This window comes from Streptomyces sp. SID8374 (genome assembly GCF_009865135.1).
Classification (GTDB): domain Bacteria; phylum Actinomycetota; class Actinomycetes; order Streptomycetales; family Streptomycetaceae; genus Streptomyces.
Genome location: NZ_WWGH01000001.1, coordinates 4,431,304 through 4,452,936, shown reverse-complemented (window position 1 = coordinate 4,452,936; position 21,633 = coordinate 4,431,304). Strand labels below are relative to the sequence as shown.

Below are 21,633 nucleotides of genomic sequence, written 5' to 3'. Positions count from 1 at the left end.
GACATCGCCGTCGAGACCGACCTGTGGGACGCCTACGCCGCGTCCGCCTTCAAAGAGGACGCCGAACCGGTCTTCTGCTGGACGCAGTACGCCGGTCATGGGCCCGGTCCGGAGGTGCTCGGGGGCCCGCGCTCCGTGCTGGAGGTCGGCTGCGGCACCGGCCGCGCCCTCGCGCACCTGGCTAAGCGGGGCGTCGTCGCCCGGAGTGTCGATCTGTCACCCGTCATGGTGAAGCAGACCACCGCCAAGTGGGCCGCCACAGGCGCGGAGTTCATCTGCGGGGAGGTCTTGGAGCACCTGCGTGATCATGGGGAGACGTACGACGCGGTCTACTCGATCTTCGGAGCCGCCTGGTTCACCGATCCCGGGCGGCTCTTCCCCCTCGTACGCCAACGGCTGTACTCCAGAGGCGTGTTCGCCTTCTCACAACCTCCGGCCATCCCGGGTGCGTACGGTCCGCAGGGCATGTACAAGGGCGGCTTCGCGGGCAGAGCGATGCCGTCCGGCCGTTCGCAGAAGCCGGAGCCGCCGCCAGAAGGACCCGCCGAAGTGACCTCGCTCCGCCCCGGCTCCCTCGCCGAGAGCCTCCTCGCCGACGCCCGGCGGGGCGGGATCGAGAAGTACGTCGTCGGCGCGCTCATCACCGACGAGGACGGCCGGGTGCTCCTGCTCAGGCGGCGGGCCGAGGACTTCCTCGGAGGGCTGTGGGAGCTGCCCAGCGGCGGGGCCAAGGCCGGGGAGCGGCTCGTGGACGCCCTGTGCCGGGAGGTTCTGGAGGAGACGGGCCTCACCGTCTCCGGGGTCACCGGGTATGTCGGCAGCTTCGATTACGCCTCCCGAAGCGGGCGCAGGACACGGCAGTTCACGTTCGCGGTCAACGTCACCGGCGGGGCCGGGGCAATCACCCTCAGCGAGCACGACGAGTCCGCCTGGGCCGACCCGCATGACCTCCCGGCCGTCAGCGACGAGACACGCGCCCTCCTGGGCGGCTGACCGGGCTTGGTGGGCGACGGACCCGCCCGGGCCTCGGCGCCGCGTTTGGCTGGAGAGCTTCCCGATGATCACCGTCAGGAGGTCAGGACGAGGCAGTGGCCTCCGGTCCTGGACGAGTCGGTGACCATGGCCATCCTCGTCGGCCTTCCTCGTCGTACTGGAGTCGATGACGCCCGCCGAGCGGGTGGCGTTCGTCCTGCACGACGTCTTCCGCTACCCCTTCGCCGAGATCGCCGACGTCCTCGGCCGCACCCCCGCCGCCTGCAAGCAGCTCGCGTCCTCCGCCCGGCGGCGGGCCCGCGGCGCACCGGGGCCGGCAGCCGGGCAAGCGGTGTCGGCAGCCGGGCGCGCCCATGCCGTGCGGCGGGTCAAGGAGGCGTGGGAGAGCAAGGACATCGCGGCCCTCGTCGACCTCCTCGACCCCGCCGCCGTGATGACCGCCGACGGTGGCGGCCTGGTCGGTACGGTCCTGCGTCCGGTCGCAGGCGGTACGCGCATCGCCCAGTACATGGTCGCCATCGCCGACAAGGCCCCGGGGCTCGAACTCCTGGAGCGGTCGGTCAACGGGGTGCCGGGGCTGGTGGCCCGGCTCGGCGGCACCGTGATGACCGTGGCGTCGTTCGATGTCGGTGACGACGGCCGGGTGACCCGCATCTGGGCCGTACGCAATCCGGAGAAGCTGCGGCCCTGGCTGAGGGAGGGCTGAGGCGGGCCCTCCGGGGCGGGTCGTTCGAGGCGGGCCGCGCAAACAGCGCCCTTCAAGGCGGGCCGCTCAAGGGACACCCTCAGGCAGGCGCCTGGCCCGTCTCGAAGCGGCTGATGCGGTCGCCGGTGACCGTGAAGGACCAGCGCGTCCGCATCGTGCCCCACGTGTCGTTCGTGTAGTCGACGACGAGGGTGCGGCCGTCGTCCGAGGCCTGCACGACGTCCATGCGGCCGTTCGCCTTCGGGGAGAAGATCTCCTTCTCCGTCCAGGCGGCCAGATCCCGCTCGCTGCCGTCGTCGGACATCGTGGCGTCCTCGGTGAGGACGGCGGTGAAGGCGCTCTCGTCGCCCGCGTTGACGGCGGCGACGAACCGTTCCACCACCGGGTCGTTGATCGATACGGTCACGGGTTCCTCCTGCGTACGTCCACGGCCGGGGCCACGAGGCTCCCGGCGCTGCTGTCGAGGCCGAGTCTCTGTCGGCGGGCCCGCCGCCGCATGTCGAACCGCGCCTGTCTCGCGTAACGCCTGCCGCCTACCGCGAAGGGCCAGGGAGCCGCTGACCAGGAGGGGCCCGGCGGCACCTACGGCCCGAACACCCACGTCACCCGCCCGCCCCCTCGGGAAACCCACCTCACCCCGCCCCTCCCCCGGGAAAGTCCCCCGCCCTGCTCAGGAACACCTCCCGGTCCCGGCAGGTCGTGTGTGCGGGCCACAGTGCGTGGACCGGTACGTGGACCGGCGGGTCCAGGTCGACGACGTACGCCGCACCGCCCGCCGCCGGGCCCGGGGGCGTGGTGACGAAGGCGATGCGGCCCGTCGCGGTGACGGCGGTGATGGGCGGAGTGCCCTGCACCGGGTTGCGCTGCGTGTCCGGCTCCACGCCCGCCTGGCGGCACAGGCCGATCAACAGGTCCGTGTACGCGGACGAGCCGGACTCGCCCCACACCGTGATCGGCTCCCCGCGCAGGTCGGCCAGGGCCACCGTGGGGCGGGCGGCGAGCCGGTGGCCGGCGGGGACGGCGACCCGGAGGCGGTGTTCGGCGATCCGGGCGCGGGTGAGCCCGGTGTCGGCGGGCATGGACCGGCTCAGCCCCAAGTCGCACGCGCCCGTGAGGAGTTGGTCGCGCAGCTCGTCCGGGAAGAGCTGGCGTACGTGGGCCTGTATGCCCTGCTCCTCCGTACGGGCCCGGGTCAGCAGGTCCACCACCTCCTCCGCCGTGACCGCCGGGGTGTGGCCGATCCTCAGGTGCCCGGCCTGGCCCCGGCCGATGCGCCGGGCGCGCTCCAGGGCGGCGTGCGCCTGGGCCTGGAGCGCGCGGGCGTCGTCGATGAGGGCCTGCCCGGCGGGGGTGGGGGTGACGTGCTGGTGGCCCCGGTCGAGGAGCTGGACGCCGACGTACCGCTCAAGGGTGCGGATGGATGTGCTCAGCGCCTGCTGGCTGAGGTGCAGCCGTTCGGCCGCCCGGGTGAACCCGCCCTCCTCCGCAACGGCGACGAGGTGTTCCAGCTTGTGCAGGTCCAGGGTCACGCGGTTCTCCGGTACGCCTGATCGGGATGGGAATCGGGGTCAGCGGACCGTGTAGCCGCCGTTGGCGAAGATCGTCTGACCGGTGATCCAGCCGCCCTCGGTGACCAGGAACTTCACCAGCGGCGCGATGTCCTCGATCTCCGTCAGCCGGCCGCCCATCGCCTGCGACTTGTGGAACTCCACCCGCTCCGGCGTCTCCTGCGGGTAGAAGAACGGCGTGTCCATCGGCCCCGGGGCCACATTGTTCACGGCGATCCCGCGCGAGGCGAACTCCTTGGCCGCCGCCCGGGTGAAGTGCTCCAGCGGGGCCTTGGCGCCCGCGTAGGTGGCGTACCCGTCGGTGAAGGCGGCGAGCAGGGAGGTCACCAGGCTGACGATGCGGCCACCGTCGTTGAGCCGGGCGCCAGCCTCCTGGAGGAAGAAGTACGCCGCCTTGGAGTTGATCGCGAACATGCGGTCGTACTCCTCCTCGGTCGTCTCGCCGATCGGCTTGCGGAGGACCATGCCGGTGGTGTTCACGGCCACGTCCACCCCGCCGAAGGCGTCGAGGGCCTGGTCGAAGAGGCTGCGTACACCTTCGACGCGGGTCAGGTCCTCCCGTACGACGAGGGCCTGGGCACCCGTGCCCCGTACCGCCTCCGCCGTCTTCTCGGCATCGGCGGCGGTGTTCTCGCCGTGGTAGTGCACGACCACGTTGGCCCCGGACTCGGCCAGGGTCCGGCTGATGAGGCCGCCGAGGTTCTTGGCCCCTCCGGCGACGACCGCGGTCTTGCCGTTCAGCAGCTGCTGCTCGCTCATGGTGATGGTCCCTCTCTCCGGCCGCACTGTCGATATGCGGCGTTCGTTGCAGTTTCCGTCGTCCACGCTAGGAGCGCCCCCGGGGCCGGGGGAAACACAAAGATCGCGTCGGCCCACCAGGAAGATGGGTCACCGCAGGTCAGCGGGGGTGCGAGGGGGGCAGACCTGTCACTCTTTCCCGGTGGCGGAGACTCGGCGAAACGCATGAGGCAGTACGACGCCGCTGATCACGCCTGCCGCCAGGACGGGAAAGACGAACAGCCGGCTTTCCGGCAGAAACGCCCACGCGATGATGACCCCTGTCGAATAGCTGAGCGTTTGAAGAATTCTCAGAGTGCGATCACCCTCCGCCACGCATCCTTTGCTCTTATGGACCGGGGCGCTCCTGCCCGGGGCTCCGGGCCAGGGGTGATCTCCCTCCCATGCCGACAAAACTTAAGCAGGCGGAGAACCACAACAGGCAGTTGCCTCCCGTCTTTTGGCCTGCGCGGCAGGGTGTCCTGCCGGGGAAAGTCGTTGACGTACGTGTACGGGTCACGAAGGATCGGCCCGTGACGATCAACGAACAGCCCTCGGCCCCGCGAGAGCAGGCAGCCCCGCAGCCGGCCTCGGCGGAGGCCTCGGAGCAGACAGCCCCGCAGCCGGCCCGGCCCGTCGCGCTCATCACCGGCGTCGGCCGCTCCATCGGCATCGGCGCGGGCATCGCCCGGCAGCTCGCGGCCTCCGGCTGGGACGTGGCCTTCACCTACTGGACGCCGTACGACCTGCGCATGGAGTGGGGCGCCGAGGACGGGGCCGCGGCCGCCATCGCGCGGGAGCTGGAGGACGCCGGAGCCCGTACGGCGACGATCGAGGCGGACCTGACCGGCCCCGACGCCCCCACCCGCATCTTCGACGAGGCGGAGCAGCGCCTGGGCCCGGTCACCGCGCTCGTCCTCTCGCACGCGGAGTCGGTGGACTCGGGGATCCTGGACACCACCGTGGAGGCGTTCGACCGGCACTTCGCCGTCAACGCGCGGGCCAGTTGGCTGCTGATCCGCGAGTACGGGCTGCGCTTCCGCGGCGAGCCGGGCGCGGGCACGGGCCGCATCGTCGCGCTCACGAGCGACCACACCGTGGACAACCTGCCCTACGGTGCGAGCAAGGGCGCCCTGGACCGCATCACCCTGGCCGCCGCCCACGAACTGGCCCACCTCGGAGTGACCGCCAACGTCGTCAACCCCGGCCCCGTGGACACGGGTTGGATGACCGGCGACCTGCGCGAGGCCATCGCCCGGGGCACCCCGCTCGGCCGCCTCGGCACCCCGCAGGACACCGCGCACCTGGTGGACTTCCTGTGCTCGCCACAAGGCCAGTGGGTCAACGGGCAGTTGCTGAAGAGCAACGGCGGAGCGGCTTCCTGAACCAGCCGCGGATCATCATCTCGCCACACCCTGTGCAGTCCTGACGGAGCGTCTACTGTTTGCCTGGTCCATGTAGTGCACAGGGGGTCGCATGCAAGGCGAAGACAGGTCCGGAGCCGGGGCCGAGGGCGGGGCCGGGGGCGGCGCGGCGGGTGACGGAGCCGCCGACGGCCGTGGCGGCCCCCAGGACCGCTGGGCGGGCGACGGCCTCCAGCGCGCGGACTCCGGGACCGCGCAGGAATGGCCCCCGACACCGCCGCGTACCCCCTCACCGGGCAGGCCGCAGGTGGTGATCGAGGGCCGTTACGAGCTGCTGGAACCGATCGGCAGCGGCGGCATGGGCGAGGTGTGGCGGGCCCACGACCGGCGGCTGCGCCGCTTCGTCGCCGTGAAAGGCCTCCTCGACCGGAACGCGATGACCGCCTCCACCCAGGCCGCCGCGATGCAGCGGGCGCGCCGGGAGGCGGAGGCGATCGCCAAGATCGAGCACCCGAACGTGGTGACCGTCCACGACCAGGTCGAGACCGACAACCAGGTCTGGATCGTGATGAAGCTCCTCGAAGCCAGGTCCCTGGCGGATCTGCTGCGCGCCGAGCGGGTGCTCGCCGTACCGAGGGCGGCGGACATCGGCCTCCAGATCCTCCAGGGCCTGCGGGCGGTACACACGGCGTCGGTCGTCCACCGCGATGTGAAGCCGGGCAACGTGCTGGTCCGGGACGACGGGTTGGCGATCCTGGTGGACTTCGGGATCGCGACGTTCGAGGGCGCGGCCCAGGTGACCCGGTCCGGCAGCGTCATCGGCACGCCCCCGTACCTGGCGCCCGAACTCTTCGCCCCCGGCTCCCCCGGCCCCACCCCCGCGTCCGACCTGTGGGCGCTCGGCATCACGTTGTACGAGATGGTCGAGGGCCGGGTCCCGTTCGCCGGCGGTGAGGTGTGGGAGGTCCAGGAGAACATCCGGCAGACCCCCGACCCGGCCCTCCGGTACGCCGGACCGCTCGCCCCGGTGATCCAGGGCCTCCTCTTCCCGGACCCGCACGAGCGCCTGGACGCGGCGACGGCGGAGGCGATGCTGCGGGAGGTGCTGGGCGACCCGCCTCCACGGAACACAACCGGATCGGAACCCGCGACACACCCGCCCACGGCGGTGTCCGAACCGCGCCCCGACCCGCTCGGCCCGCCCGTAGCGGCGCCTCGGGCGGACGGATCACCAGCACGCCGCAGCGCCCGGAAGCGGCCGTGGCTGAGGGCAGCGACGGCGACCCTGTGCGTGGCCCTGCTGGGCACGGCGGGCTGGCTGGTCGCGAAGGGCGTCGGCGACGACAAGGACGGTACGACGGGCACCGCCACGGCCGGCTCGGGCGGCCGTGGTGGCGGCAGCACCGTGACGGAGAAGTGGAAGGCGACGAACCCCACCCTGAAGATCGGCGTCAAGGACGACCAGCCGGGCCTGAGCAAGTACGACAGGAAGACGGACACGTACGCCGGTTACGACATAGACCTCGCCTACGCGATCGCCGGACACATGGGCTACAGCCGGAACGAGGTCGCCTTCACCACGGTCCCGACCGACTACCGGAGCACCGCGCTCAAGACGAAGGGCGTGGACCTCGTCATCGCCTCGTACAGCATCACGCCCGAACGGAAGAGCGCGTCACCCGGCGGGTACAGCGTCGACTTCGCGGGCCCGTACTACGAGGCGAGCCGGGGCTTCCTGGTCCGCGAGAAGTCCAGCAAGTACACGATCAACGACTCCAGCGACCTGCGCCGGCTCAAGGTCGAGGTGTGCACGGCGCGGGACTCGACGTACGAGACGGAGCTGCCGAAACGGGGCTTCACGATGACGGAGTCCCAGCCCAACACCTACCAGGACTGCCTGGACCAGCTGCTGGACGTGACGTCGGACGTCTACGCGGTGGCCTCGGACGACATCATCCTCGCGGGCTACGAGAAGGCGAACCCGGGCAAGGTGCGGCGGCTGGAGAACATCCAGGGCGCGGAGGGGTACGGCGTGGCGATGCGCCCCGGGTCGCCGGGCCTGAAGAGCGAGGTGTGCTCGGCGCTGCGAAAGATCCTGGCCGGGAAGGTCTGGGAGGACGTGTACGCGAAGAACCTGTCGACCCTCCTGGACAACAAGAACCCCCCGGGCCGCCCGGACCTGACGGAGTGCGAGGGGTACTGAGGCTTTTCGGGGCATATGGGCCCGGGGCCGGGGGCCACCGCCCCGGTCCGGGGTGCCGATCACAGTCCGGGACACCACGCCCGCCCCGGCTCACCGCTCCGGAAACCGCTCCCCGCACCGGCTGCAGAAGACCGGCACGGGATCCTCGGACAACCGCCCGCACTCCGCACAGACCCGGTCCAGCATGCAGGGCCCTTCGCCCCCTTCGTACGCCACACCGGCCCCCTTGACGGCAAGCCCGGGCCGACGACGGTGAACGGTGAGATACGTGAGCCCGCCAGCGTCGGCGACAAGGCCGCGCCGCGAGGTGCGAGGCAGCCAGACGACGGTGCTCGGGCTCAGCGCGATGTCTCCGCCCCCCAGACGGACACGTCCCGCGCCCTCCAGCACGACCAAGAGCACATCGAGCACGTCCTCCTGATGGACCCCGACCTCGGCACCGGCCGGCAGCCGCACAAGATTGGCGTCCAACTCCCGCCCCGCCTCAGCCAGATGCCACAGCGCGCCGCGCTCGTCGGGGGCGGCGGAGGCGAGGATGTCGTCCAGTACGGCGAGGACCCGTGGAGTCGCGTTCACGGCGGCAAGGTTACGCCCGGCTCGAGGCCACATTGGGCCGCCGAGGGATCTGGCGGCCCGTCGCGAAGAGGAAGTGCTCAGAGAATCTCTGGAAGCGCAGTGGTCACCCAGAAGACCCCAATGACCATCACGATGCCCCCTGCCAACCGATAGGTATTCGATGTCGCGAATACCGGATCGGCGTGACCGGATGGCCGTTCGAACATCCGGCCTGCGAGGTTCCCGAAGTTCCTCGACCATGGAGATACCGAACGCAATGATCAGCAACCCCAAAGCCAGGCCAGACAGATCGATCACCTCAGAATTCCCCACCCTACCTGGCTCGCTCAAATCATTTGAGCTATCAGATAAATAGCCCAGATTCCCCCGATGGCCCACGAAGCCGAAATTACTTTCACAAACCAAACGGATTATGACTGGGCCGCTCTTTCGCCGGAGAGTGACCTCAGGCGACTGCGCAGGCCGCATGACTGGTCTGGCCTGGCCTGGCAGGAAATCTTCATCCGTAATCCACCCCTCCCCGCTAAGACCACCCGCACCGCAAGCGGCCTACCTCATAGCGGCGTTGCCACCCATGATCAAGGCCTTCTGCCGTGCACCCAGGAACTTTATGCAACGCGGTTGCCTGGGCGCGCCCAGGACCCGAGGAAGGGGACGCAGGCCCCAGCAGTCCGGTACAGATCAGAAAACGAAACGGTCCGCCGGAGATCCGGCGGACCGCCGCGAATGACCAGTGCTCAGATAACCTCAAGAAGAGCAGTGCCTACCCAAGCGAACCCTATGAAAATCACAACGATTCCAACAAGTCGAAACGTATTTGGCGTCGCAATTCCGGGATCGACACGACTGGCCGCCCGCTCGAACATCCGGTCGGCTAGCCTCCAGAAGTTCCCCACTATGGAGACACCGAAAGAAATGATCAGCAACCCCAAAGCCAGACGAAACAGTTCAAACATAATTTCTCCGAATCAAGTCTCAGCACCTGGATAGTCGCTCTATTTCCCCACCAAGCGTGCAGTTCGGTCCGGAATTTTCTTCAAACCCCAAACCTGCCCCACTCCTATCTCGACCAAGTGGGCCCGTTCCCCTCAAGAGTTCCTCTTTCCGATAGCGGCTTCGTGGCTGCCTTCAATCCCTGCACTCCTGTAGAGTCCGGCACTGATGTCTCTACCGAATCCCGAAAGCGGTTCGATATCATCTCATCCGCGTCACTCCTGATTATCGAAATTCCGCCGGCGCCACCCTCGCAAAGTCCAGCAGCGGAACCGGACAAGGTCCAGCCGTACTACATGGGGCCATCCGGATGTCTGACTGATACGTAGCACACTGAACCACTCCCGACGAGGCCGGCATCAAAGCCCGCGTATTCGCATAAACCCCTGGTGTTCGTCATTCCAAAGTCGGCAAAGAGACCTTCCATCGAAGCACTCGCGACTCTGACCTCAAGAGGTGACCCGGAAATGGACATCATGAAGCCGCGCTTTACAGCATCCCAGACACCCTCCCTGCTCCGGCGCTCCCTATCAGCCTTGACCTGCGCGGCGGACGGCCCTGTCTTCCCGCTCTTTCCTGGAGCGGCAGCAACCTTACTCATCCCGTACGGAGGCGGCTTGTAGCCGGCAGCGGCGGCCTTGTACGCCGTGTAGCGCTGCTTGGCCACGGAGCCCCGCTTCGGGGATTCCTGCCATACCCACTTGCCGTTCTTCAAGGTGTAGCCGGCGTACATGCCCCGGTCCGAGGCCCAGCGCTCGTCGCCCTTGACGTTGCCCACCGTGTCGTCCGGGCGCAGGCCCGTCGGGTCCGACTTGGTGAGCGGGCTGTTGTGGGCGTAGCTGTAGGCGTTCATCTGCGCCGGGGCGTCGAAGTCGATGACCGGGTCGACGGAGACGAAGCGGCCCAGGGCGGAGTACGGGGGCTCCTCCCCCCGCCACGGCGGCCCCGTAAGGTGGCCGGTTCACGAGCCGCGATGGGGAGGCACCGAGGTGGAGCGGGCAGAGCCTGACGACCTGTACCCGCCGATCGACCCGTACGACAGCGGCATGCTGGACGTCGGCGACGGCAACCTCGTGTACTGGGAGGTGTGCGGCAACCCGGAGGGCAAACCGGCCCTCGTGGTCCACGGCGGGCCCGGTTCCGGATGCACCCCGCGTGCCCGCCGGTACTTCGACCCGGACCGTTACCGCGTCGTCCTCTTCGACCAGCGGGGCTGCGGCCGCTCCACGCCCCACGCGAGCGACCCGGCCACGGACCTGCGGCACAACACCACGCACCACCTGATCGCCGACATGGAACGCCTCCGGGAACACCTCGGCATCACCGACTGGCTGCTGTACGGGGGCTCCTGGGGCTCCACGCTGATCCTGGCGTACGCGCAGACGCACCCGGAGCGCGTCACCGAGGCCGTCATCGCCTCGGTCACCACGACCCGGCGCAGCGAGATCGACTGGCTCTACCGGGGCGCCGGCCAGATCTTCCCCGAGGCCTGGCACGCCTTCCGCGAGGCCGTCCCCGAGGCAGCCGACCCCAGCGAGGTGGTCCCTGCCTATGCCCGCCGTATGGAGAGCCCCGACCCTGCCGTACGGGAACGGGCCACGGCTGCCTGGTGCGCCTGGGAGGACGCGGTCCTGTCCCTGGAGGCGGACCCGGGCCCGGCCCCGTACAGCAGCCGCCCGGACCGTGCTCAGCAGGCCCTCGTCCGCATCTGCACCCACTACTTCTCCCACGGCGCCTGGCTGAAGGAGAACCGGCTCATCGACGACGCCGACCGCCTGACCGGCATCCCCGCCGCCCTGATCCACGGCCGCTTCGACCTGGGCAGCCCCCTGATCACCGCCTGGGAACTCGACCGCGCCTGGCCGGAGGCCGAGCTGACGGTCATCGACGACGCGGGCCACCTGGGCGGGCCCGCCACCCGGCGGGCGGTGCTGGCGGCGCTGGACCGGTTCGCGGGGTAGCAGACCTCCAGGTGCCTGGCGGCCCCGGCCGGCGGTCGGCTCCTCCGGGGCGGCACGCAAGCGCACGCGGCCGCCGCCCCGTCCGAGGGCAGCGGCCGCGTGGTTTCGCTTCGGGTCAGGTCACCAGGCGAAGGCCTCCGGTGACGGGCCCGGGCCCGGGAAGATCTCGTCCAGGCCCGTGAGGACCGCCTCCGGGAGGTCCAGTTCCAGGGCGCGCAGGGCGCTGTCCAGTTGGTCGGCGGTGCGCGGGCCGACGATCGGGCCCGTGATGCCGGGGCGGGTCAGGAGCCAGGCCAGGGCCGCCTCGCCGGGCTCCAGGCCGTGCTTCTCCAGCAGGTCCTCGTACGCCTGGACCTGGGCGCGGACCGTGCTGTTGGCCAGGGCGTCGGCCGAGCGGCCCGAGGCGCGGCGGCCCTCCGTGGCCTCCTTCTTGATGACGCCGCCCAGCAGGCCGCCGTGGAGCGGGGACCAGGGGATGACGCCGAGGCCGTACTCCTGCGCGGCCGGGATGACCTCCATCTCGGCGCGGCGCTCGGCCAGGTTGTAGATGCACTGCTCGCTGACCAGGCCGAGCGAACCGCGCCTGGCCGCCTGCTCGTTGGCCTGGGCGATCTTGTAGCCGGGGAAGTTCGAGGAACCCGCGTACAGGATCTTGCCCTGCTGGACCAGGACGTCGATCGCCTGCCAGATCTCCTCGAACGGGGTGTTCCGGTCGACGTGGTGGAACTGGTAGAGGTCGATGTGGTCCGTCTGGAGCCGCTTGAGGGAGGCGTCGACCGCCCGCCGGATGTTCACGGCGGAGAGCTTGTCGTGGTTGGGCCAGGCGTCGCCGTCGGGCGCCATGTTCCCGTACATCTTGGTGGCCAGGACCACCTTGTCGCGCCTGCCGCCGCCCTGGGCGAACCAGGTGCCGAGGATCTCCTCGGTGCGCCCCTTGTTCTCGCCCCAGCCGTAGACGTTGGCGGTGTCGAAGAAGTTCAGGCCCGCGCCGAGCGCGGCGTCCATGATCGCGTGGCTGTCCGACTCGTTGGTCTGCGGGCCGAAGTTCATCGTCCCGAGCACGAGTCGGCTGACCTTGAGTCCGGTGCGTCCGAGCTGTGTGTACTTCATGACGCCCCAGCCAACTCCTTCGAGTCCACTCCAGGCAAGCATGCGTCGGCCGAGTGTCCGAGGCCTGGGACGGACCGCCCCTGCCGTCAGCGGCCGCCCTCCAGCGTGACCACCAGTGTCCGCAGCAGCCGGTTCAGCTCCCCGGCGCGCTGCTCGCGTACGTCGTGTGATTCAACGGCATAGCGCGGCTGCCGGCCCTCGCCGCCTCGTTCCTGTCGTTCGCCTCGCCCCTGTGCGCCACGGTCCTGGGCTACCTCTTCATAGGGCAGACCCTGGGGCCGCTCCAGCTCCTGGGCGCGGCCGGGGTCGTCGGCGCGGTGGTGCTGGCTCAGCGCGGCGAGGGGGCAGCACCCGGTACGCCGCCCGCCTCAGCTGCCGAAAGCGGCCGCCACGGCGACGACGAGGAACATGAGCACGAGCACGGCCGCCATGATGCGGTTTCTGGTCTTCGGGTCCACCCTTCGAGCCTAACCGCACCACCCACCGGCCCCGCGCCCAGGCCCGTACCACCTCCAGGGCCCGGGCAGGCGTGAGGAAAAGGGTCCGGGCGTGTCCGGGAAGCCAGGCCTATCGTTGTCCTACGCGGCTGCCCGCACGCCCGTGCGGCAGCGGGGAGGAGCGGCACGATGACCGTCGTAGACACCGACAGGATCGACATGGCCGACATCAGCGACGAGCTGACTCTGGACGAGATGTTCGAGTGGCTTGAGCCCACCCCCGAGGGATTCAAGGTCGAGATCGTCGAGGGGACCGTCCATATGTCGCCGCAGCGGGACACGCACTGGGAGATCATCCGTCGGATCGTGCGCGCTCTGGAGGACCGGTTCGGGATGGACGTGCGGGCCCTCTCCGACGTACGCATCGACTTCGGCGAAGGCAACGGATTCGCCCCGGACGTCGTGAAGCTCTTCGACCAGGCCGCCAAGGACAGCCGTGGCCGCTGGCTCCCCGAGCACATCGAGTTCGTCGGCGAGGTCATCTCCAAGGGCACGGCCGCAGCCGACTACGGGCCCAAGAAGGACGCCTACGCGGCCGCCGGGGTCCCCGTGTTCCTCATCGTCGACCCGTACACCGGCCGCTGCCTCCTCCACTCGGAGCCGAAGGACGGCGGCTACCACAAGAAGCTGGTCGTCGACTTCGGCCTCGACATCGACATGAGCGACACCTCCATGGACCTCGTCCTGAAGACCGACTCCTTTCCTCGCGACTGACCCCCCGACAACGCGAGAGCCGCCCCTTCCCGGTCCGGGAGGGGGCGGCTCCGTATGTCCTGCGCCTGTCCTACGCCGTGTCCTACGCCGCCGTCGCCAGCTGCTCGCGCTGTACGAAGCGGACGTGCGGGTGGCCCGGGCGGAGGTCGACCTTCAGGCGGAGGCCGCCTATGCGGGCGAGGGCGAAGCCGACACCCAGGGCGGCGATCAGCGAGATCGCGCCGCCGGACGCGAAGCCGATGCGCGCGCCGTACGTGTCGCTGATCCAGCCGACGATCGGGGCGCCCACCGGCGTACCCCCGGCGAAGACCATCATGTACAGGCTCATCACCCGGCCCCGCATCTCGGGGTCGGCGGCCATCTGGACGCTCGTGTTCGCGGTGATGTTCGTCGTGAGGCCGAGCATGCCGATCGGGACCAGCAGGATCGAGAACAGCCAGACGCTCGGGGAGAGCGAGGCGGCGATCTCCAGCAGCCCGAACGCCGTGCCCGCTGCCACCAGCATCCGCAGCCGCGTGGAGCGGCGGCGGGCCGAGAGCAGCGCGCCGGCCAGCGAACCGGCGGCCATCAGGATGTTGAAGAACGAGTACATCCCGGCGCCGCCGTCGAAGACGCCGTCGGCGAAGGCGGTGAGCCAGGTCGGGAAGTTGAAGCCGAACGTGCCGACGAAGCCGACCAGGACGATCGGCCAGATCAGCTCGGGGCGGCCACGGACGTACCGCAGTCCTTCGCGCAGCTGGCCCTTGGCGCGGGGCACCCGTACCGAGGCGTGCAGTTCGCTCGTCCGCATCATCATGAGGCCGATGAGCGGGGCCAGGAAGGAGAGGCCGTTGAGCAGGAACGCCCAGCCGCTGCCGACCGTGGTGATCAGGACACCCGCCACAGCGGGGCCGATGAGGCGGGCGGACTGGAAGTTCGCCGAGTTCAGGCTGACCGCGTTGCGGAGCTGCGCGGGGCCGACCATCTCGGAGACGAACGACTGGCGGGCCGGGTTGTCGACGACGGTCACCATGCCGAGGAGGAAGGCGACCAGATAGACGTGCCAGACCTCGACGACGCCGGAGAGGGTCAGGACGGCCAGCGCGATACCGCACAGGCCGAGCATGGCCTGGCTGACGAGCAGGATCTGCCGCTTCGGGAGGCGGTCGGCGATGACACCGCCGTACAGGCCGAAGAGCAGCATGGGAAGGAACTGGAGGGCCGTGGTGATGCCTACGGCCGTCGCGGAACCCGTCAGGCTCAGGACGAGCCAGTCCTGCGTGATGCGGGACATCCAGGTACCGGTGTTGGAGATCACGGCGCCCGTGGCGAACAGGCGGTAGTTACGGATCTTCAGCGACGAGAAGGTCCCGCCGGTCTTGCTCTCGTGGGCGGAAGTCGGTGCGGGGGCGGAGTCTGCTCCGGATCCCGTACTCAAAAGGGTTCATCTCCTCATACGTCTGCGGCGTGCGGTCCGACGAGGACGTGACGACGGGCGCTCCGGCGGTGATCGTCCGGGCCGGCGGTGTGCCGGGCCCGGTTGATCGTCTTCCCCGTGCCGGTGGTCCCATCCGGTACGGGTCAGGCGTGGCGCCGGTGCGCCCGCGGGGTCACAGGTGGGCGAGCTTCTCCAGCACGGGCGCGGCGGCCCGCAGCGTCTCCCACTCGTCCTCGTCCAGGCCCTCGGCGAGCTGGGCCAGCCAGGCGTTCCGCTTGGTGCGGCTCTCCGCGAGCATGGCCTCGGCCTGCTCGGTCTGGCTGACCATCTTCTGCCGACGGTCATCGGGGTGCGGTTCCAGCCTGACGAGTCCCTTCGCTTCCAGCAGCGCGACGATGCGGGTCATCGACGGGGGCTGCACGTGCTCCTTGCGGGCCAGCTCGCCGGGGGTGGCCGAGCCGCAGCGGGCAAGGGTGCCGAGCACCGACATCTCGGTGGGGCTCAGCGATTCGTCGACGCGCTGGTGCTTCAGGCGGCGGCCCAGCAGCATCACGGCTGAGCGGAGGGAGCTCACGGCGGCGGCACTGGCACCGTCGTGGATCAGGTCAGGCATGTTTGTTAGCGTAACTCATTACCCAAACTAAATACCACCCGGTGGTACGCGCGCGAGAATCCGATCACCCGAACGAGTGAGACGGAAGCGGAAAGTGACGCGAAAAGCGCCCCCGGGCGGCGACCCTGCTCGGTATGGGATCGACAGTGCTCAGCCTGCGGATAGACGGTGAGCTGCTCGACCGGCTCCGGCAGCATGCCGCCAAACGCGGAATGAGCGTCCAGGACTATGTGGTCCGGACGCTCATTCGCGACGACTTCGACGAACGCTTCAAGGCCGCCGTCGACGAGACGGAGAAGTTCTACGGCCCGCCGGGCGCCTCCAGGGACGCCGACGAGGAGAGACCCGGCGCCCGCGTGAAACCGGTCACCTAGGGCGTCAAGCGGGGCGCTTGACGGTCACGTAAGTCACGTGAGGCTTGACGGTGATCACGTGAGGCCGAGCGCCGGCATCGCGTAGTAGAAGACGAAGACCGCCGACACCACGTACATCGCGATCGGGACCTCACGGCCCCGGCCCGCCGCCAGACGCAGCACGGAGAAGGCGATGAAGCCGATGCCGATGCCGTTGGTGATCGAGTACGTGAACGGCATCATCACCATCGCCAGGAACGCCGGGACCGCGAGCGTGTAGTCGCTCCAGTCGATGTCCCGTACGGACCCCGCGATGATCAGGAAGCCGACCGCCAGCAGGGCGGGAGTGGCCGCCTGCGACGGGACCATGGTCGCCAGCGGTGTGAGGAACAGCGCCACCGAGAAGAGCAGACCGGTCACCACGCTCGCCAGTCCGGTGCGGGCGCCCTCGCCGACGCCCGCCGTGGACTCCACGAAGCACGTGGTGGCGGAGGACGAGGTCGCACCGCCCGTGGCGACCGCGATGCCGTCCACGAACAGCACCTTGTTGATGCCGGGGAAGTTGCCGTTCTCGTCCATCAGCCTGGCCTCGTCGCCGACGCCCAGGATGGTGCCCATCGCGTCGAAGAAGCAGGACAGCAGCACGGTGAAGACGAAGAGGATGCCGGTCAGCAGACCGACCTTCCCGAAGCCGCCGAAGAGGCTGACCTCGCCGAGCAGGCCGAAGTCCGGCGCGGAGACCGGGTTGCCGGGCCATGCGGGCGTCGTCAGGCCCCAGGCGCCGTCGGGCAGGCCGGCCACCGCGTCGATGATCAGGGCGATGGCCGTCATGGCGATGATCGAGATCAGGATCGCGCCGGGCACCTTGCGCACGATCAGCGCCAGCGTGAGCAGCGCACCCAGCACGAAGACGAGGATCGGCCAGCCGGTGAGGTGGCCGTCGCCGCCGAGCTGGAGCGGCACGGTGGTGAGCGCGGCGTCCGGGATGCGCGAGACGAAGCCGGAGTCGACCAGGCCGATCAGCAGGATGAAGAGGCCGATGCCGATCGCGATGCCCTTGCGGAGCGAGCGCGGTACGGCGTTCATCACGCGCTCCCGCAGCCCGGTCGCGACCAGCAGCATGACCACGATGCCCGCGAGGACCACCATGCCCATGGCGTCCGGCCAGCTCATCCGGGGGGCGAGCTGGAGGGCGACGACGGTGTTGACGCCGAGCCCGGCGGCGAGCGCGATCGGCACGTTGCCGATGACGCCCATCAGGAGCGTGGAGAAGGCGGCGGAGAGCACGGTGGCGGTGACCAGCTGACCGTTGTCCAGCTGGTGGCCGTACATGTCCTTCGCGCTGCCCAGGATGATCGGGTTGAGCACGATGATGTACGCCATCGCGAAGAACGTGGCGAACCCGCCGCGGAGTTCGCGCCCGACGGTCGACCCCCGCTCGGAGATCTTGAAGAACCGGTCCACGCCGCCGGCAGGCTGCGGAGCCGAGGGCTGCGGGGAGTCGACCGGAGCGGTGGCCGAGGGGGGCATGGGTGACCTCAGTCGTACGTAGGGGAAGGCGGGGCGCTACCCGGGGCGGGAGCAAAAGGGGCGGAAGGTGATCGAAATTGGATGTTCAGACGAACAATTCGAGCCAGCCCAAAGCAGATTCAGTATGAATACATCAAGCGAAGATCGCTATCTCCGCGCGTAGACCCGCGTGGCCCCTTGGCGACCGGGCCGCGAACGGTCGTCCCAGCCGCCCGCGCACCCCCGATCGGGTGGCGCCATACACTGAACGCATGGAGAAGTGGACACCGAAGCACGAGGCGCCCGAGCCCCTGGAGGGCCCCGTCGTCTCCACCGTCGTCGGCGGCACGATCCTCTGGTTCGTCCTCTTCCTCGCCCAGCTCCCCTTCTACGGCTGGTTCGCCGACCGCGGGCACACCTGGTGGGTGTGGACGCCGCTGGCCGGAGCCGGGCTGGGCCTGATCGGCATCTGGTACGTCCGTGGGCGCGACGCCGCCCTCAAGCGCCACGCGGCCCAGGCACAGGCCAAGGACGCCGCGGGGGCCGAGGCGGCGGACGGCGCGCTGGGCACGAGCGCCCGGGCCGACCGGAGCGCCTGAGACGGCCGGAGCGACCGGACCGCCTGAGCCCCGACCGGGCCGACCGGAGCGCCTGAGGCTGCCGGTGTGCTGCTGGTAGCCCTCCCGTACGGGAACCTCCCGCCCCCGTACGACCACAGGACCGACTTGCTCCTCCCCTGGTCGGATCTTCGACCCCCCGGCGGGTGATCCGCGCCGTACGCCCGTACCGTCTAGTCCATGACGCAGCGGGCACTCGATTCCTCCGGGGAGCAGACCCCCGGACCCTCCCGGCCGGCCATGATCGACGCGGGGGCGGAGCTCGACCCCGTGCACCCCATGGACCTGCCACCTTCGACTCACGACGCCACCGGCCTCACCACCGCCGAGGTCGCCGAGCGGGTGGCGCGGGGCGAGGTCAACGACGTACCCGTGCGGTCCTCGCGCTCGGTCACCGAGATCGTCCGGGCCAATGTCTTCACCCGGTTCAACCTGATCATCGGCGTGCTCTGGGTGATCATGCTGTTCGTCGCGCCGATCCAGGACAGCCTCTTCGGCTTCGTGATCGTCGCCAACACCGGCATCGGCATCATCCAGGAGTGGCGGGCCAAGAAGACCCTGGACAGCCTCGCGGTGATCGGCGAGGCGAAGCCGACCGTGCGCCGTGACGGGAAGGCCGCCGAGATCTCCACCCACGAGATCGTCCTCGGGGACGTGGTGGAGCTGGGCCCGGGCGACAAGGTGGTCGTCGACGGCACGGTCGCCGAGGCCGACAGCCTGGAGGTCGACGAGTCGCTGCTCACCGGTGAGGCCGACCCGGTCCTCAAGCGGCCCGGCGACCCGGTGATGTCCGGCAGCTTCGTCGTCGCGGGCGGCGGGGCGTTCACCGCGACCAAGGTGGGGCGTGAGGCGTACGCCGCCCAGCTCGCCGAGGAGGCGTCGCGCTTCACGCTCGTCCACTCCGAGCTGCGCAGCGGCATCAGCACGATCCTGAAGTACGTCACCTGGATGATGGTCCCGACGGCGATCGGGCTGATCATCAGCCAGCTCGTCGTGAAGGACAACAACTTCAAGGACTCGGTCGCCCGGACCGTCGGCGGCATCGTCCCGATGATCCCCGAGGGCCTGGTCCTGCTGACCTCCGTCGCCTTCGCCATCGGCGTCGTACGCCTGGGCCGCAAGCAGTGCCTGGTCCAGGAGCTGCCCGCCATCGAAGGGCTCGCCCGGGTCGACGTGGTCTGCCTGGACAAGACCGGCACCCTCACCGAGGGCGGCATGGACATCACGGAGGTCCGGCCGCTCAACGGGAGCGACGAGGCGTACGTCCACCAGGTGCTGCGCTCCCTCGGCTCCTCCGACCCCCGCCCCAACGCCAGCCTCCAGGCCATCATCGACGCGTACCCGACGGCTGACGAAGCCGCCTGGGCCGTCACCGACGCCATGCCGTTCTCCTCCGCCCGCAAGTACAGCGGCGCGGCGTTCACCGAGGCCGACGGGACCCCCTCCGCCTGGCTGCTGGGCGCCCCCGACGTCCTGCTCGCCGACGGCGACGAGACCCTCACCGAGATCGAACACCTCAACGAGCAGGGCCTGCGGGTGCTGCTGCTGGCCCGGGTACGGGGTGAGCTGGACGCCCCGGACGCGGCCGAGGGTGCCGTACCCACCGCCCTGGTCGTCCTGGAGCAGCGCCTGCGGCCGGACGCGGCCGAGACGCTGTCCTACTTCGCCAAGCAGAACGTGGCCACCAAGGTCATCTCCGGCGACAACGCCGTCTCGGTCGGCGCGGTCGCCGGGAAGCTGGGTCTCGCGGGCGCCGAGAACACCCTGGACGCCCGCCGGATGCCGACCGACCCGGACGAGATGGCCACGGCCATGGAGCAGAACGCGGTCTTCGGCCGGGTCACCCCGCAGCAGAAGCGGGACATGGTGGCGGCCCTCCAGTCGCGCGGCCACACGGTCGCGATGACGGGCGACGGCGTCAACGACGTCCTGGCCCTCAAGGACGCCGACATCGGGGTCTCGATGGGCTCCGGCTCCGAGGCGACGCGGGCGGTGGCGCAGATCGTGCTGCTGAACAACAGCTTCGCGACGCTCCCGTCGGTCGTCGCCGAGGGCCGCCGGGTGATCGGCAACATCACCCGCGTCGCGACCCTCTTCCTCACCAAGACGGTCTACTCGGTGCTGCTGGCGATCCTGGTGGTCTGCACCCAGGTGGAATACCCGTTCCTGCCGAGGCACCTGACGCTGCTGTCCACGCTGACCATCGGCGTACCCGCGTTCTTCCTGGCCCTGGCGCCGAACAAGGAGCGCGCCCAGCCCCACTTCGTACGCCGGGTCATGCGGTACGCGATCCCCTCGGGCGTCATCGCGGCGGCGGCCACCTTCATCACGTACCTGGTGGCCCGCCACCACTACTCCGGGCCTGGCGCCCTGGAGGCCGAGACGAGCGCGGCGACGCTGACGCTGTTCCTGACCTCGATGTGGGTGCTGGCGATCATCGCCCGCCCGTACACCTGGTGGCGCATCGGCCTGGTGGCGGCGATGGGGCTCGGCTTCCTGATCGTGCTCGTGGTGCCGTGGCTCCAGGACTTCTTCGCCCTGAAGCTGGTGGGCACGACGATGCCGTGGACGGCGGTCGGCATCGCGGTGGCGGCGGCGGCCCTGCTGGAGTTCAGCTGGCGGCTGGTGGGGCGGCGGTTCGGGGCGTAGGCGGACCGCGCGGACATAGGGGAAGCCCCCGGGAGGACGAACCTCCCGGGGGCTTCTCCGTGGTGCCTGCCGAACTACTTCACGTCGACGAAGTCACCGGCGGCCGAGACGGCCGGGGTGGTCGACGTACCGGCGAAGCTGTAGCGCCAGTGACCGTCCACGGACGCCTTCACCGTGGTCTTCAGGGTGCCGGTGGAGCTGGTCTTGACGGTCTTCACCGTCGTGTAGCTCTTGGCACCCTTCTTCTTGAACTGGAGCTTCACGGGCTGAGCCGCGTACCCCTTGTACGTCGCGGTGTCCCAGTTGGCGCGCGTCAGCTTGCCGGTGACCGTGATGGTCTTGCCCTTCTTCACCGGCTCCGGGGAGGCGTTCACCGTCAGCTTGGAGAAGCGCTGGACGCGCACCCTGCCGGCGTTCTCGTTCACCGAGTAGTCGTCGTCGTTGGCGAAGGCCGCCGCGCCGATGTGCCAGTTGGCGGCGTCGGAGTTGATCATCTCCGAGGGGTCGAAGGTGACCGTGAGCTTGCAGGTCGACGTGTTCACCTTCACGACCTTGCAGGAAGCCCTGCTCTCGTTCTGGTCGAAGTAGAAGGTGTCCTTGTCCTCGAAGGTCTTGCCGACCCAGAGGATCGTCGCCGCGTCCGCGATGCCCGAGTCGTCGGTCGCCGTGATCTCGATGGAGAACTTCTGCTTCGACTTGGTGCCCACGACCAGCGGCTTGCCGCCGTTGGCGACCACGGAGAGGACCTTGGTGTCGCCCTGCTTCTCGGCGGCCGCGGCAGCGGCGGCCGACCGGGCCTTGGCCCCCTTGGGGGCGGCGGGCACGGAGAAGGCGGAGGCGCCGTCCGAGGGGCGGCGGTCGTCGGCCTGCGCGGCCGGTACTGCGAGGGCGGAGAGGGCCAGGGCGCCGGAGACGGCTGCCACAGTGGCACGAATACGCATGTGTCCCCAAGTGGAGAAGGGGCCCCGGGGCGCGGCGTCAGCCCGGCGGGACCCGTCTGGTCCAGAGCCTGT

The 21,633-nt window shown here is 69.7% G+C and carries 19 protein-coding genes and 3 pseudogenes; 11 read left to right on the top strand and 11 right to left on the bottom strand.

From position 1 onward, the window contains the following. Positions 1-3: 3 nt before the first annotated feature. From GTY67_RS35080 to GTY67_RS19760, 3 genes and pseudogenes are all read left to right on the top strand, one after another. A pseudogene (locus GTY67_RS35080) lies at positions 4-498 on the top strand (class I SAM-dependent methyltransferase); the annotation flags it as partial. Further along, positions 496-993: an NUDIX hydrolase gene (locus GTY67_RS35075; protein WP_237502838.1), complete on the top strand. Its 498-nt coding sequence runs from the start codon at positions 496-498 to the stop codon at positions 991-993. The pseudogene GTY67_RS35080 and the gene GTY67_RS35075, both read left to right, overlap by 3 nt. A 105-nt stretch (positions 994-1,098) precedes the next feature. Continuing rightward, a pseudogene (locus tag GTY67_RS19760) lies at positions 1,099-1,699 on the top strand (sigma factor-like helix-turn-helix DNA-binding protein); the annotation flags it as partial. Between the two features lie 79 nt (positions 1,700-1,778). Here the strand turns inward: GTY67_RS19760 and GTY67_RS19755 are convergent. From GTY67_RS19755 to GTY67_RS19740, 4 genes are all read right to left on the bottom strand, one after another. Next, the gene (locus GTY67_RS19755; protein ID WP_093694107.1) at positions 1,779-2,105 is read right to left on the bottom strand and encodes a nuclear transport factor 2 family protein; all 327 of its coding nucleotides are present in this window, start codon (positions 2,103-2,105) and stop codon (positions 1,779-1,781) included. 226 nt (positions 2,106-2,331) lie between these two features. Then, positions 2,332-3,228: a LysR substrate-binding domain-containing protein gene (locus tag GTY67_RS19750; RefSeq protein ID WP_093694106.1), complete on the bottom strand. Its 897-nt coding sequence runs from the start codon at positions 3,226-3,228 to the stop codon at positions 2,332-2,334. 39 nt (positions 3,229-3,267) lie between these two features. Beyond that, positions 3,268-4,026 (bottom strand): SDR family oxidoreductase, encoded by a 759-nt coding sequence (locus GTY67_RS19745; RefSeq protein WP_093694105.1) that lies wholly within the window; start codon positions 4,024-4,026, stop codon positions 3,268-3,270. 168 nt (positions 4,027-4,194) lie between these two features. Then, positions 4,195-4,380 (bottom strand): hypothetical protein, encoded by a 186-nt coding sequence (locus tag GTY67_RS19740; RefSeq protein WP_161279530.1) that lies wholly within the window; start codon positions 4,378-4,380, stop codon positions 4,195-4,197. 197 nt (positions 4,381-4,577) lie between these two features. Between GTY67_RS19740 and GTY67_RS19735 the strand changes: the two genes are divergently transcribed. Further along, complete coding sequence (locus tag GTY67_RS19735; RefSeq protein WP_161279529.1) at positions 4,578-5,429, top strand: SDR family oxidoreductase; 852 nt, start codon at positions 4,578-4,580, stop codon at positions 5,427-5,429. 91 nt (positions 5,430-5,520) lie between these two features. Next, complete coding sequence (locus GTY67_RS19730; protein ID WP_161279528.1) at positions 5,521-7,611, top strand: serine/threonine-protein kinase; 2,091 nt, start codon at positions 5,521-5,523, stop codon at positions 7,609-7,611. 90 nt (positions 7,612-7,701) lie between these two features. On the opposite strand, the gene GTY67_RS19725 is transcribed toward GTY67_RS19730, so the two are convergent. Next, complete coding sequence (locus GTY67_RS19725) at positions 7,702-8,187, bottom strand: hypothetical protein (protein ID WP_161279527.1); 486 nt, start codon at positions 8,185-8,187, stop codon at positions 7,702-7,704. 1,285 nt (positions 8,188-9,472) lie between these two features. Next, the gene (locus tag GTY67_RS34640; protein ID WP_202461503.1) at positions 9,473-10,033 is read right to left on the bottom strand and encodes a hypothetical protein; all 561 of its coding nucleotides are present in this window, start codon (positions 10,031-10,033) and stop codon (positions 9,473-9,475) included. Positions 10,034-10,169: 136 nt separating this feature from the next. Between GTY67_RS34640 and pip the strand changes: the two genes are divergently transcribed. Further along, a complete protein-coding gene (gene pip, locus GTY67_RS19715; RefSeq protein ID WP_161279526.1) occupies positions 10,170-11,141 on the top strand; it encodes a prolyl aminopeptidase in 972 nt (323 codons plus the stop codon). A 120-nt stretch (positions 11,142-11,261) separates the two neighbouring features. Here pip and GTY67_RS19710 read toward each other — a convergent pair whose 3' ends face one another. Continuing rightward, positions 11,262-12,251: an aldo/keto reductase gene (locus GTY67_RS19710; protein ID WP_161279525.1), complete on the bottom strand. Its 990-nt coding sequence runs from the start codon at positions 12,249-12,251 to the stop codon at positions 11,262-11,264. Between the two features lie 131 nt (positions 12,252-12,382). Between GTY67_RS19710 and GTY67_RS35560 the strand changes: the two are divergent. After that, positions 12,383-12,586 (top strand): annotated as a pseudogene (locus tag GTY67_RS35560) (EamA family transporter); the annotation flags it as partial. Between the two features lie 291 nt (positions 12,587-12,877). Further along, a complete protein-coding gene (locus GTY67_RS19700) occupies positions 12,878-13,462 on the top strand; it encodes a Uma2 family endonuclease (RefSeq protein WP_161279524.1) in 585 nt (194 codons plus the stop codon). Between the two features lie 82 nt (positions 13,463-13,544). Here the strand turns inward: GTY67_RS19700 and GTY67_RS19695 are convergent, their stop codons facing one another. Beyond that, positions 13,545-14,879 carry an MFS transporter gene (locus tag GTY67_RS19695; protein WP_161279523.1) on the bottom strand — a complete coding sequence of 445 codons (1,335 nt, stop codon included), beginning with the start codon at positions 14,877-14,879 and terminating at the stop codon, positions 13,545-13,547. Between the two features lie 172 nt (positions 14,880-15,051). Continuing rightward, positions 15,052-15,492 carry a MarR family transcriptional regulator gene (locus GTY67_RS19690; RefSeq protein WP_093694094.1) on the bottom strand — a complete coding sequence of 147 codons (441 nt, stop codon included), beginning with the start codon at positions 15,490-15,492 and terminating at the stop codon, positions 15,052-15,054. Positions 15,493-15,626: 134 nt separating this feature from the next. On the opposite strand from GTY67_RS19690, the gene GTY67_RS19685 reads away from it, so the two are divergent. Beyond that, on the top strand, positions 15,627-15,866 hold the full coding sequence (locus tag GTY67_RS19685; RefSeq protein WP_093694093.1) for a ribbon-helix-helix protein, CopG family: 240 nt from the start codon (positions 15,627-15,629) through the stop codon (positions 15,864-15,866). A 54-nt stretch (positions 15,867-15,920) separates the two neighbouring features. On the opposite strand, the gene GTY67_RS19680 is transcribed toward GTY67_RS19685, so the two are convergent. Next, complete coding sequence (locus GTY67_RS19680) at positions 15,921-17,375, bottom strand: NCS2 family permease (RefSeq protein ID WP_161279522.1); 1,455 nt, start codon at positions 17,373-17,375, stop codon at positions 15,921-15,923. Between the two features lie 251 nt (positions 17,376-17,626). On the opposite strand from GTY67_RS19680, the gene GTY67_RS19675 reads away from it, so the two are divergent. Both GTY67_RS19675 and GTY67_RS19670 read left to right on the top strand, forming a co-directional pair. Next, positions 17,627-17,953: a DUF2530 domain-containing protein gene (locus GTY67_RS19675; protein WP_161279521.1), complete on the top strand. Its 327-nt coding sequence runs from the start codon at positions 17,627-17,629 to the stop codon at positions 17,951-17,953. A 198-nt stretch (positions 17,954-18,151) separates the two neighbouring features. Next, on the top strand, positions 18,152-20,620 hold the full coding sequence (locus GTY67_RS19670; protein WP_161279520.1) for an HAD-IC family P-type ATPase: 2,469 nt from the start codon (positions 18,152-18,154) through the stop codon (positions 20,618-20,620). A 74-nt stretch (positions 20,621-20,694) separates the two neighbouring features. On the opposite strand, the gene GTY67_RS19665 is transcribed toward GTY67_RS19670, so the two are convergent. Beyond that, entirely contained in the window at positions 20,695-21,561 is an 867-nt protein-coding gene (locus tag GTY67_RS19665) for a DUF5707 domain-containing protein (protein WP_161279519.1), read from the bottom strand. Positions 21,562-21,633: the final 72 nt, after the last annotated feature.

Excerpts from the sequence above, each read along its gene's own strand:
- GTY67_RS35075 (WP_237502838.1), top strand. The coding sequence starts at position 496 with ATGCCGTCCGGCCGTTCGCAGAAGCCGGAGCCGCCGCCAGAAGGACCC.
- GTY67_RS19745 (WP_093694105.1), bottom strand. The coding sequence starts at position 4,026 with ATGAGCGAGCAGCAGCTGCTGAACGGCAAGACCGCGGTCGTCGCCGGA.
- GTY67_RS19730 (WP_161279528.1), top strand. The coding sequence starts at position 5,521 with ATGCAAGGCGAAGACAGGTCCGGAGCCGGGGCCGAGGGCGGGGCCGGG.
- GTY67_RS34640 (WP_202461503.1), bottom strand. The coding sequence starts at position 10,033 with ATGAACGCCTACAGCTACGCCCACAACAGCCCGCTCACCAAGTCGGAC.
- GTY67_RS19710 (WP_161279525.1), bottom strand. The coding sequence starts at position 12,251 with ATGAAGTACACACAGCTCGGACGCACCGGACTCAAGGTCAGCCGACTC.
- GTY67_RS19700 (WP_161279524.1), top strand. The coding sequence starts at position 12,878 with ATGACCGTCGTAGACACCGACAGGATCGACATGGCCGACATCAGCGAC.
- GTY67_RS19690 (WP_093694094.1), bottom strand. The coding sequence starts at position 15,492 with ATGCCTGACCTGATCCACGACGGTGCCAGTGCCGCCGCCGTGAGCTCC.
- GTY67_RS19685 (WP_093694093.1), top strand. The coding sequence starts at position 15,627 with ATGGGATCGACAGTGCTCAGCCTGCGGATAGACGGTGAGCTGCTCGAC.
- GTY67_RS19680 (WP_161279522.1), bottom strand. The coding sequence starts at position 17,375 with ATGCCCCCCTCGGCCACCGCTCCGGTCGACTCCCCGCAGCCCTCGGCT.
- GTY67_RS19675 (WP_161279521.1), top strand. The coding sequence starts at position 17,627 with ATGGAGAAGTGGACACCGAAGCACGAGGCGCCCGAGCCCCTGGAGGGC.
- GTY67_RS19670 (WP_161279520.1), top strand. The coding sequence starts at position 18,152 with ATGACGCAGCGGGCACTCGATTCCTCCGGGGAGCAGACCCCCGGACCC.
- GTY67_RS19665 (WP_161279519.1), bottom strand. The coding sequence starts at position 21,561 with ATGCGTATTCGTGCCACTGTGGCAGCCGTCTCCGGCGCCCTGGCCCTC.